This is a genomic window from Joostella atrarenae, from assembly GCF_021764745.1.
Classification (GTDB): Bacteria; Bacteroidota; Bacteroidia; order Flavobacteriales; family Flavobacteriaceae; genus Galbibacter; species Galbibacter atrarenae.
Map to the genome: position 1 here is coordinate 79,983 of NZ_JAETXX010000007.1, position 12,076 is coordinate 92,058.

Below are 12,076 nucleotides of genomic sequence, written 5' to 3' on the forward strand. Positions count from 1 at the left end.
AACCTATTTAATAAAATTCAAAAAAACAATAAACTCTTAATTTTTGTTGTCAAACGACTATAAAGTACAGTCAATTTTAAATATCGTGTTATTTCTATACTCGTTAAATCAACATTTTCTTATACGCTTTCCACCATCTTTCTGGCACTACGCCATTGCTAGCTTCAAGATATTCACTATGTGTGCAAGGTAATAACGTGTGTCTTTTGAATTTATTATTCAAATTTTCTATTTGAGGTACTTCAATCCACCATCTTCCTGAGATATTACTCTCAAAAAAACAGATGTCCATATCCTCCAATGGCACGATATACTTATTGTAGTTAATATTTGTTATATACGGGTAGTCTTTTTTTCTATAGTTAAAACCTTCTATAAAATACCATAAAATTTGTGCAGATAATTGTGCACTTTGCAATGTTTCGCCTGTATTAAACAGTCCAAAAGCGGTCACTTTATCACTAATTCCTGCATATCTTGCTATTGCACAAATCTCTCTTCCATCAAATCCATTAGGAGAAGTGTTTGCAGCATAACCAAGTTCCGCTGCTTTTACAGAAGTCAAATCTAGACTTACTAAATCGGTATCTCTAAAAACAGGTTCTACAACAGTTACATCATTTATAATCTCCCCTAATCTATAAGCATCAAAAAATAGCTTCTCCATTAAATCTATCTCCTCCTGAGCATTAAAATAGGTCTGATAGCCTACAATTGAGAAATTAAAAAGATTATTTGGCTGCTCCATAATAACCTTACTCATATACGCATTAGATGCAATTAACTCATCAGAACTACTAAAATCAAATTTGCTATCTATAGAAGTTAAATTCACCATTTGCTCCAACTGATCGTAAGCACGATACATAGCATATGTTAGATCTTGACTTCCACCAATAACTAAAGGAATGATATTTTTCTTTAGAAGATCTGCGGTAACTTCAGAAAGGGCATAATAAGTGTCTTTTAATGTATTTCCAGGCTCAATATCACCTAGATCTACAATTCCGCTATGCCAATTCCCAGAAAAAAGTTTATAAAGCTCCAATCGTATGGCCTGAATATCTATCGCCCCATTATAATCGGTGATTTCACTACGAATCTCATTAACCCCAATAATTGCAATCTGGGCATTTTCTAAATCTGGAACATCTCCCTTTTCTGTATGGATACGTATTGATCTCCCTAAAGAATGCTTAGGGAGTAATTCATTATGCGCCAATACTAAACTTTTAACAGGCGCTAAAAAATCAACATTCATGCTTACTTCTTAGTTTTAGCTTTAGTTGTTGCTTTCTTTTTAGCAGGCGCTTTCTTCTTAGCTGCTTTTTTCTTAGGAGTCTTTTTCTCAATAAGATCTTTAACCTCTTCTAAGGTTAATTTAGTAGCATCTATATCTTTAGAAAGCTCAATCTTTGTTTTTCCTTTGATAATATTTGAGCGTCCCCATCTAGCTTTTTCTACACGAATTCCCTCTTCTTCCCAATTATGAATAACTTTTTCCCTCTCTTTTCTTAATTTATCTTCAATAAGCTCTTCGATATCTGCTTGCGATAAATTATCGAAATCATATTTTTTATTCACATTGATAAACATTCCGTCCCATTTAATAAACGGTCCAAAACGTCCAACTCCTTTTGTTACATCAATATCTTTATAAGAAGCTATAGGTGCATCTGCTTTTTTCTTCTGAAGAATTAGCTCCGTTGCACGATCCATATCTACCTCAAAAACATCTTCGCCTTTATCTAAAGAAACAAAACTCTTACCAAAACGAACATAAGGACCAAAACGACCTACATTAACCTCAACATCTTCCCCTTCATAAGTTCCTATATGACGAGGCAGTTTAAATAAATCTAAAGCTTGATCGAACGTTATTGTATCGATAGACTGATCTGGAAGTAAACTAGCAAACTTTGGTTTCTCTTCCTCTTCCGCTGTCCCAATTTGTGCCATCGGACCGAAACGTCCTAAACGAACACTTAACTGCCTTCCGCTTTCTGGATCTTTTCCTAAAACACGCTCTCCACTTTCTCTATCTGCATTCTCTTCTACATCTTTTACCTTCGGATGAAAATCTTTATAGAAAGACGATATCATCTTTGTCCAATCTTCTTCTCCTGAGGCAATATCATCGAAACTCTGCTCTACTTTAGCCGTAAAGTTATAATCTAGAATTCCTGAGAAATGATTCACTAGGAAATCATTTACAATCATTCCGATATCCGTAGGAACTAATTTTCCTTTATCAGAACCTACATTTTCTGTAAGCTTCTCTTCTTTAATATTATTATTCTCTAAAACAAACTGAACATAAGCACGCTCCACTCCTTCTATTGTTCCTCGTTCTACATAACCTCTATTTTGAATGGTAGAAATTGTAGGCGCATAAGTAGACGGACGTCCAATACCCAACTCCTCTAACTTCTTAACCAAAGAAGCCTCTGTATACCTGTATGGAGGTCTTGTAAAACGTTCCGTAGCAGAAATATAATTATCATAAACAGTCTCTCCTACTTTTAGAGCTGGCAACATCCCTGCTTGCTCTTCGTCTTCATCATCTGTTCCTTCTAAATATACTTTTAAGAATCCTTCAAATTTCAATACCTCTCCATTCGCAGTAAACAACTCATCATGCTTGTCTGCTTCTATCTTTACATTTGTACGCTCTAACTGAGCATCACTCATTTGAGAAGCCAATGTTCTTTTCCAGATCAATTCATACAATCGCGCTTGATCACGTTCTATTTGAACACGGTGACGCGTCATATCTGTTGGGCGAATTGCTTCGTGAGCCTCTTGAGCTCCTTTTGATTTCCCAGTATATTTTCTTGGCTTGCTAAATTCCTTACCATAAGATTTTATAATCTCATCTTTAGCAGCTTCTACCGCTTCAGAAGATAAGTTTACACTATCTGTTCTCATATAGGTAATAAGTCCAGCTTCATACAAACGCTGCGCCATATTCATCGTTTTCCCTACAGAAAAGTATAGCTTTCTAGCTGCTTCCTGCTGCAAAGTGGATGTTGTAAATGGAGCTGCTGGTGTTTTCTTAGCTGGCTTTGTATCTAAATCAGAAATCTTAAAATTGGCTGATACATTTTTATCAAGAAAAGCTTTTGCTGCTGATTTCGATTTAAAGCTTTTATTTATTTTAGCCTTAAAGCTCTTACCTTCTTCATTCTTAAATTCGGCAACAATCTTAAATGAAGCTTCTGGAGTAAATTCTTTAATTTCTCTTTCTCGCTCCACAATAAGACGTACAGAAACCGATTGAACTCTCCCTGCAGAAAGCCCTGTTCTAATCTTTTTCCATAAAACTGGAGAAAGCTCATAACCTACCAATCTATCTAATACCCTTCTTGCCTGCTGCGCATTCACCAAATTATAATCAATGCTTCGCGGGTTATCTATCGCTTTTTGTACAGCACTTTTGGTAATGGAGTTAAAAACAATACGTTTTGTTTTACCTGCTTCCAGTTTAAGTTCTTCCGCCAAGTGCCAAGCAATCGCCTCTCCTTCTCGGTCTTCATCACTTGCTAACCAAACCGTTTCTGCTGATTTTACAAGATCTTTTAATTTCTTAACAACCGTTTTTTTATCAGAAGAAACAATGTATTTAGGCTTAAAATCCTTTTCTACATCTACTCCTAATTCTTTTGAAGGAAGGTCTGCTATATGCCCAAAACTAGAAGCTACCTTAAAATCTTTTCCTAAAAATTTCTCGATAGTTTTCGCTTTCGCAGGAGACTCAACAATAACCAAATTCTTTGCCATAAGCCAATTTTTATGTGTACAAAAGTATACAGATTTTTTAATTTCCAATACATCACACCTTTTAAAGACACTAATTAATCCTTAAAATGAAGATAATATTGAAGATTTTACATAGAATTATCATATAATTTACTTCAGCTTAAAACTGCGAAGTTCCTATCTGAGAAATCTCACTTTCGTCATCGAAACCTACAACTTTTTTATAAATGAAATATGCTGGTAAATAAACAAACGACATTGTAAATAAAATTCCAATTCCACAAAGTAACATACCAACCATTTCCGCAAGAATACCTGCTACGAGCATCAAACCGAAGCTTAATAACCACTTGCTGTTTCCTAATTTAAAGCTAAGCCTTAAAATTTCTTTAGCAGACAATTCAGAATTAAAAGCAAATATTAAAGGAATAAAAGCCAATGGAACGGACACATATAATAAAGGAAAAAAACATAGAAGCGCCGCTAATATTGTTATCACAATACTGAAGAATGATAATTTAAAAAGTTTTCCTAAATATTCTTTCTTAAAAAAGAACAAAAGACCATTATTTTCTAATTCGATGTCAGAATCTTTACTTTTCACGACCTTATAAAACCCAGCCATCAAACCTAAACTTATTGTTTGAATTATCATCATTACTGGCAAAAACAACAATACAAAAAGAAACATTATTACAGGAGACACTTCTGACGACGCTTCTGGATCATATGCTCCTGCAACAAAACCACCAACAAATGGAACGTAAAGTAAAAGTACCGCGGGAATTATTAGTATAAAGGAGAAAAGCAATAAAAGCACTCCTTGCCCCCATGTTTTTTTGAATAACTCTATAGATTCCCCAAAAATATTCCCGAAGTCAAGAGGTTTATTTTGTTCTATTTTTGACAAGATGTTGTTGTAGTCCATTAGATTTTTTTATATGATTGTTTTAATTATCCCCAAAACTAATATTTATTTTCCTACGAGAAATTAAATATTTCGGAAAATAGTCTCTGAAAATCACTTTTAACCTAATTTTAATCTAGCTGAATTACAAACCCATCAATCAAATAAAATAACCATTTAATATTATAAAAGAAGGCAATATGCACTCCCTCTTTGGTATTTCATTAGAGTTAATATTATTTAAAATATTTCTTCTACTGATAATTCACCGCAAAGGGAGAAGCATTTTGAGGGGAACCTTAAAGTCTGTTTTCCCATCGTTATTACTGAAGCTACTTTTACAACCTCATAATCGTCATCATCATAACATAACACGATACAAAACAATAACAGAATTAAGGATGGTGTTACAGCTTCCATTGCTTTGGTATTATGGCTATCACTTACAGGATTCGATTATATTGAAAAAGTTGCGTTAAATTTGCGCTGACAATTTGTCACTATGCCATATTTAATCTTATCTTTGCAGTCAAATTGATTTTTAAGGACCCGATGGAGAAGATTATTGACGAAAATAAACAAGGAAATACTTTAGTTTTAGATCCTAACAAAAGTAACTCCCGAAAGCTCTATATAGAAAGCTATGGTTGCCAGATGAATTTTTCTGATAGCGAAATTGTAGCCTCTATTTTAGCTAAAGAAGGTTTTAATACTACACAAGAACTTGAAGATGCAGATTTGGTTTTGGTAAACACTTGTTCTATTAGAGACAAAGCCGAGCAAACTGTAAGAAAGCGTCTTGAAAAATACAATGCCGTAAAACGCATCAATCCTAAAATGAAAGTAGGCGTTCTTGGCTGCATGGCTGAACGTTTAAAAGATAAATTTTTAGAAGAAGAAATTGTAGATATGGTTGTTGGACCAGATGCCTATAAAGATCTTCCTAATCTTCTTGAAGAAATAGACGAAGGTAGAGATGCCATGAACGTTATTCTTTCTAAAGATGAAACGTATGGAGATATTTCTCCCGTACGTCTTAATACAAATGGTGTAAGTGCGTATGTTTCTATTACACGTGGATGTGATAATATGTGTACTTTTTGCGTGGTTCCGTTTACCCGCGGAAGAGAGCGTAGCCGTGAGCCTGAATCTATTTTAAATGAAATAGAGAACCTTTGGAATCGTGGGTATAAAGAGATTACACTTTTAGGACAAAATGTAGACAGCTATTTATGGTATGGCGGCGGACTAAAGAAAGATTTTGAGAAAGCTAGTGAAATGCAAAAGGCTACCGCTGTTACTTTTTCAGACTTACTAGACCTTGCTGCGCTGAGATTCCCAAAAATGAGAATTCGTTTTTCTACTTCCAACCCACAAGACATGACGTTGGATGTTATAAGAACTATGGCGAAACATAAAAACATTTGTAAACATGTGCATTTACCTGTACAAAGCGGAAGTAACAGAATTCTAAAAGCGATGAATCGTCTTCACACACGTGAAGAATATTTTGAGCTTATTGATAACATTCGTGAAATCCTACCAGAATGCTCTATTTCTCAAGATATGATTATTGGTTTCCCAACAGAAACTGAAGAAGATCATAAAGACACCTTGGACTTAATGGAGTATGTAAAATACGACTTCGGTTATATGTTTACTTATTCTGAACGCCCTGGAACGCTTGCAGAAAGAAAACTAGAAGATGATGTTCCTGAAGAGGTGAAGAAAGAAAGACTTACAGAGATTATTAATCTTCAGCAAAAAAGTAGCGCTTTTAGAACAAAAGCACATCTAAATAAAATTGAAGAAGTACTTATAGAAGGGAGTTCCAAGAAATCTGATGCCCACTGGATGGGACGTAACACTCAGAACACAGTAGTGGTTTTCCCTAAAGAAAATTATAAAATAGGAGAATTTGTAAATGTTAAGATCAACGATTGTACTACCGCTACTCTAATAGGAGAAGCTGTAGGATATTCTGATAATAACTAACATTACCTACCTAAATAAACAATATATAAATGGAAGGTGTTCAAGCTATAAAACAACGTTTTGGTATTATTGGTAACGACCTAAAGCTTAATCGCGCCATAGAGAAAGCTATTCAAGTGGCTCCTACCGATATTTCTGTATTAATTACAGGAGAAAGTGGTGTAGGGAAAGAAGCACTTCCTAAAATAATCCATTCGCTATCTCATAGAAAGCATGGTAAATATATTGCTGTTAACTGCGGTGCTATTCCTGAAGGGACTATAGATTCTGAATTGTTTGGGCATGAGAAAGGGGCTTTTACAGGAGCTTCACAAACTAGAAGCGGTTATTTTGAAGAAGCAAATGGCGGAACTATTTTTTTAGATGAAGTTGGAGAATTACCACTTACCACACAAGTACGACTATTAAGAGTTTTAGAAAATGGAGAGTTTTTAAAGGTAGGTTCTTCAAAAGTACAGAAAACGGATGTTCGTATTGTTGCCGCTACAAACGTGAATATGTTTGAAGCAATTGAAAAAGAGAAATTCCGTGAAGATCTTTATTATCGTTTGAGCACTGTAGAAATACACCTTCCTCCATTACGAGAACGTAAAGACGACATCCATTTATTATTTAGAAAATTCGCATCCGACTTTGCTCAGAAATATAAAATGCCAACTATTCGTTTAGAAGATCCCGCAATACAACTTTTAAATAAATACCGTTGGTCTGGAAATGTACGTCAGCTAAGAAATATAGCAGAGCAAGTTTCCGTTCTAGAGAAAAACAGAACTATAGACTACGATACGCTAAAGGGATATTTACCAGATGCCGGAAGTAATCTCCCAGCCGTTATTAAGAGTCAGAAGTCAGAAAGCGACTTTAGTAGTGAACGAGAAATCCTTTATAAAATCCTTTTTGATATGAAGGGAGATTTAAATGATTTGAAAAAACTCACTATGGAGTTAATGAAAGACGGCGGAAATGGAGAGAAAGTTCAAAAAGAAAATAAAACGCTCATTAATAAAATCTACGGAAGCGAAGAAGATGATATAGATTTTGAACACGCTGATGAAGAAGATGCTATGGAAATTCTTCAAATAGAACACCAAAAGAATTTACCTCACGCTCCAACAATAGAAGATAAATATCATTTTGCTGAAGAAATCGAAGAAGAAGAAACACTTTCGCTTCAAGATAAAGAGCTAGAGCTTATAAAAAAATCGCTGGAGCGTAATAAAGGAAAAAGAAAAGCCGCAGCAACAGAACTCGGAATATCAGAAAGAACATTATATAGAAAGATAAAACAATACGATTTGTAATAAATTTTTTGTTCTTTTGAACCTTACACAATTTTAATAATGAAGAAATTTTTTATACTATTCATAGCAGTCATAACCATGCAAGGCTGCGGACCTTATTCTTTTACTGGAGTTAACACAACTGCGGAAAGTTTCCAAGTGAATTTTTTCCAAAATCAAGCTCCAATTGTAGAGTCAGGATTGGACTTTACATTTACCAACGCCTTACAGGATTTAATATTAAATCAAACCAACTTACAATTAGTAAGTAGAAATGGAGACCTTTTATATGAAGGAGAAATTGTAGAATACCGAGTATCTCCAATGTCGGCTACTGCAGACCAAACAGCTGCTCAAAACCGATTAACAATCGCTGTAAATGTTCGTTTTTATAACAATGACGACCCTGAAGATGATTTCGAAAAGAGATTCTCTTTTTTCTATGATTACCCAGCTGCAACGCAGCTTGTAACAGTAAAGCAAGCAGCACATGACGAAATATTTGAGCGTATCACACAAGATATTTTTAACGAAACTCTGGCAAACTGGTAATAAATGAACGTTTCTGATTTTTCTTATTTATTACAGAAACCTGAAAAAATAACTCAGGAGCATGTCGATTCTCTAAAAAAGATTGTCGATGAGTATCCTTATTTTCAAGCGGCAAAAGCTATCTATCTAAAAGCTTTAAAAAACCAAGAGAGCTTTAAATATAATGAAACGCTTAAACAGACTGCTGCTTACACTACAGATCGTTCTATCTTATTCGAGTATATAACTTCTGATGAGTTTAACCAACACGAGGTAGCAGAAAAAATAATGCAGCAAACTGCTAACGAGACATTATTTGCTATTCCTGTGGAAGCAGAAGAAATTATAATTCGAGATCAAAAAACCTCTTTTGATTTTAATGAAGTAAATGCAAATGCAGTTATGGATCCTGAGCTTTTCTCTCCAAAAGAAGAGCAAGACCCTAAAGAAAAAGAAATTCCTGAGACTAAACCTTCAGAAGAAGATTCTAAAGAAGAGAATTCTTTAGAAATTGGCAAGCCGTTAGCCTTCAGCAGAAAAGAAACACATTCTTTTATGGAGTGGATGCAACTTTCATCTACGTTAGAACCCATCAAAAGAAACGAAGAAAAAGAAATTCCTGAAGCTAAATCTTCCGAAGAAAGAAAAGAAAAAAAATCTTCTATTGAAGGAAAACTTAAACTAATTGATCGATTTTTAGAGAAAAATCCTAAGATTCCCCCTGTAACAGACGCCGTTAACAAAGCCAATCTTGCAAAAGAAAATACCCCTGAAAAAAGTGAACTTATGACCGAAACTTTGGCTAGGGTTTACTTGGAACAAAAGAAGTATAAAAAGGCAATTCAAGCATATAAAATTTTAAGTTTGAAATATCCAGAAAAAAGTGGTTTCTTTGCAGACCAAATTAACGCAATAAAGAAATTAAAAGACATTAATTGATATACAAATGAGTACGTTTTCAATATTTTTGGTACTAATTATAATAGTAGCCTTTTTATTAGTTTTAGTGATTATGGTACAAAACCCTAAAGGAGGCGGATTATCTTCTTCGTTTGGTGGTGGCGGAAGTCAAATCGTAGGAGGAGTTAAAAAAACAGGAGATTTTCTTGATAAAAGTACCTGGATTCTAGCAACTGTTTTAGTCGCTTTAATTTTACTTTCTAACATCACATTGATGTCTAACGACTCTTCTGGGTCTAAATTACTAGAGAACAGAGAAGTTAATTCTACACCAAATACAACTATGCCTGCAGCAGAAACTCCTGCTACAGACAGTACAGAACAAGAATAATACTTCCATACAATATTTATAAAAAATGCCAGCTTGTCATTAAGCTGGCATTTTTTATTTAATAAACTTTCCCACTACACAAGCTATTCCAGCTCCTACATTTCCCTTAGTCACAAAAAGAAGACACACAATATGAATTCTCTGACGAAAATGGTAGCCTTTTACTCTTAAAACTTATTTATAGCGTAAAATTGTCAGTTTAATTTCAATGGCACAATTTCTGCCTACTTAAAGGAAGAAAATTTTAAATTAATTAATCAAATATTAAAGATATGTCGAAGTTAAACATTAAACCACTTGCAGATAGAGTTCTTATCGAACCACTTGCCGCGGAAACTAAAACTGCTTCAGGGATTATCATTCCAGATAACGCTAAAGAGAAGCCTCAAAAAGGTACTGTTGTAGCTGTTGGTCCTGGAACTAAAGATGAAAAAGTAACTGTTAAGATTGGTGATTCTGTATTATATGGTAAATATGCTGGTACAGAATTAAAATTAGAAGGTAACGATTACCTTATGATGCGCGAAAGCGATATTTTGGCAATTGTTTAATTACAACCACAACACTTTAAAATTAAATTCTAACAACAAGTTTAACTTGTTCTAAAAAATAAAAAATGGCAAAAGATATAAAATTTGACATTCAAGCTCGTGACGGATTAAAACGTGGAGTTGATGCTTTAGCAAATGCAGTAAAAGTTACTTTAGGTCCTAAAGGGCGTAATGTAATTATCAATAAATCTTTTGGAGCACCACAAGTAACTAAAGATGGTGTTTCTGTAGCAAAAGAAATCGAATTAGAAGATGCGCTAGAGAATATGGGAGCGCAAATGGTAAAAGAAGTAGCTTCTAAAACCAACGATTTAGCTGGAGATGGTACCACTACTGCTACCGTTCTTGCACAAGCTATCGTTAAAGAAGGACTTAAAAACGTTACTGCTGGAGCAAACCCAATGGACCTTAAAAGAGGTATCGATAAAGCTGTAGAAGCAATCGTTGCAGATCTTAAAAAACAAGCACAAGCAGTTGGAGATTCTTCTGACATGATCAAGCAAGTTGCTGCTATTTCTGCTAACAATGACGATACAATTGGAGATTTAATTGCACAAGCATTTAGCAAAGTTGGTAAAGAAGGTGTTATTACTGTTGAAGAAGCTAAAGGAACAGATACTTATGTAGATGTTGTTGAAGGAATGCAGTTTGATAGAGGATACCTTTCTCCTTACTTCGTTACTGATACAGATAGAATGATTGCAGATTTAGACAATCCTTACATCCTTTTATTTGACAAAAAGATTTCTAACCTTCAAGAGATTCTTCCAATTTTAGAGCCAGTTGCTCAATCAGGAAGACCTCTTTTAATTATTGCTGAAGATGTAGACGGACAAGCACTTGCTACTTTAGTAGTAAACAAATTAAGAGGAGGACTTAAAATTGCTGCTGTTAAAGCTCCAGGATTTGGAGATAGACGTAAAGCAATGTTAGAAGATATCGCTATCTTAACTGGTGGTACTGTTATTTCTGAAGAAAGAGGATTCTCATTAGAAAATGCTTCTTTAGATATGCTTGGTTCTGCTGAAACAGTAACTATAGATAAAGACAACACTACAGTTGTTAATGGAGCTGGAGATGCAGATACTATCAAAGCTAGAGTTAACCAGATTAAAGCACAGATAGACGTTACTACATCTGATTACGATAAAGAAAAACTTCAAGAGCGTTTAGCTAAATTAGCTGGAGGTGTTGCTGTACTATATGTTGGTGCTGCTTCTGAAGTTGAAATGAAAGAAAAGAAAGATCGTGTTGACGATGCTTTACACGCAACAAGAGCTGCTGTAGAAGAAGGTATTGTTGCTGGTGGTGGTGTTGCTTTACTTAGAGCGAAAGCAGTATTAAGCAATGTAAAAGCTGACAATGATGATGAAGAAACTGGAATCCAAATTGTAACACGTGCTGTAGAAGCGCCGCTTAGAACAATTGTTGGAAATGCAGGAAACGAAGGTTCTGTAGTTGTTGCTAAAGTTTACGAAGGAAAAGGAGACTTTGGATACAATGCTAAAACAGGAGAATATGTACAGATGTTAAAAGCTGGTATCATCGATCCTACTAAAGTAACTAGAATTGCATTAGAAAATGCAGCTTCTGTTTCTGGTATGATTTTAACTACTGAATGTTCTTTAACAGATATTAAAGAAGATGCTCCTGCTATGCCTCCAATGGGAGGTGGTGGTATGCCAGGGATGATGTAATAATCACCTTAGCGTCTACAAAAGAAGGACACTTAAATACTATAAAAACCGCGTTGAAATTTTCA

The 12,076-nt window shown here is 34.7% G+C and carries 10 protein-coding genes; 7 read left to right on the forward strand and 3 right to left on the reverse strand.

The features are described from left to right. Positions 1 to 103 precede the first annotated feature (103 nt). The 3 genes from JM658_RS11355 to JM658_RS11365 all read right to left on the reverse strand — a co-directional run bounded on the left by JM658_RS11355 (position 104) and on the right by JM658_RS11365 (position 4,687). Positions 104 to 1,261: a formimidoylglutamase gene (locus JM658_RS11355; RefSeq protein WP_236959385.1), complete on the reverse strand. Its 1,158-nt coding sequence runs from the start codon at positions 1,259 to 1,261 to the stop codon at positions 104 to 106. A 2-nt stretch (positions 1,262 to 1,263) separates the two neighbouring features. Beyond that, entirely contained in the window at positions 1,264 to 3,780 is a 2,517-nt protein-coding gene (gene topA / locus JM658_RS11360; protein WP_236959386.1) for a type I DNA topoisomerase, read from the reverse strand. Positions 3,781 to 3,919: 139 nt separating this feature from the next. Continuing rightward, the gene (locus JM658_RS11365; protein WP_236959387.1) at positions 3,920 to 4,687 is read right to left on the reverse strand and encodes a hypothetical protein; all 768 of its coding nucleotides are present in this window, start codon (positions 4,685 to 4,687) and stop codon (positions 3,920 to 3,922) included. Between the two features lie 531 nt (positions 4,688 to 5,218). Here JM658_RS11365 and miaB point away from each other — a divergent pair. The 7 genes from miaB to groL all read left to right on the forward strand — a co-directional run bounded on the left by miaB (position 5,219) and on the right by groL (position 12,011). Next, positions 5,219 to 6,661: a tRNA (N6-isopentenyl adenosine(37)-C2)-methylthiotransferase MiaB gene (gene miaB, locus JM658_RS11370; RefSeq protein ID WP_236959388.1), complete on the forward strand. Its 1,443-nt coding sequence runs from the start codon at positions 5,219 to 5,221 to the stop codon at positions 6,659 to 6,661. 29 nt (positions 6,662 to 6,690) lie between these two features. After that, positions 6,691 to 7,962: a sigma-54 interaction domain-containing protein gene (locus JM658_RS11375; RefSeq protein WP_236959389.1), complete on the forward strand. Its 1,272-nt coding sequence runs from the start codon at positions 6,691 to 6,693 to the stop codon at positions 7,960 to 7,962. Positions 7,963 to 8,001: 39 nt separating this feature from the next. Then, positions 8,002 to 8,493 carry an LptE family protein gene (locus tag JM658_RS11380; RefSeq protein ID WP_236959390.1) on the forward strand — a complete coding sequence of 164 codons (492 nt, stop codon included), beginning with the start codon at positions 8,002 to 8,004 and terminating at the stop codon, positions 8,491 to 8,493. A 3-nt stretch (positions 8,494 to 8,496) separates the two neighbouring features. Beyond that, positions 8,497 to 9,411, forward strand: coding sequence for a hypothetical protein (locus JM658_RS11385; RefSeq protein WP_236959391.1), 915 nt, complete (start codon positions 8,497 to 8,499; stop codon positions 9,409 to 9,411). A gap of 7 nt (positions 9,412 to 9,418) precedes the next feature. Further along, complete coding sequence (gene secG, locus JM658_RS11390) at positions 9,419 to 9,763, forward strand: preprotein translocase subunit SecG (RefSeq protein ID WP_236959392.1); 345 nt, start codon at positions 9,419 to 9,421, stop codon at positions 9,761 to 9,763. 272 nt (positions 9,764 to 10,035) lie between these two features. Continuing rightward, complete coding sequence (locus JM658_RS11395) at positions 10,036 to 10,314, forward strand: co-chaperone GroES (protein ID WP_236959393.1); 279 nt, start codon at positions 10,036 to 10,038, stop codon at positions 10,312 to 10,314. 65 nt (positions 10,315 to 10,379) lie between these two features. Then, positions 10,380 to 12,011, forward strand: a complete 1,632-nt coding sequence (gene groL, locus JM658_RS11400; protein WP_236959394.1) for a chaperonin GroEL — start codon at positions 10,380 to 10,382, stop codon at positions 12,009 to 12,011. The last annotated feature ends 65 nt before the right edge of the window (positions 12,012 to 12,076 follow it).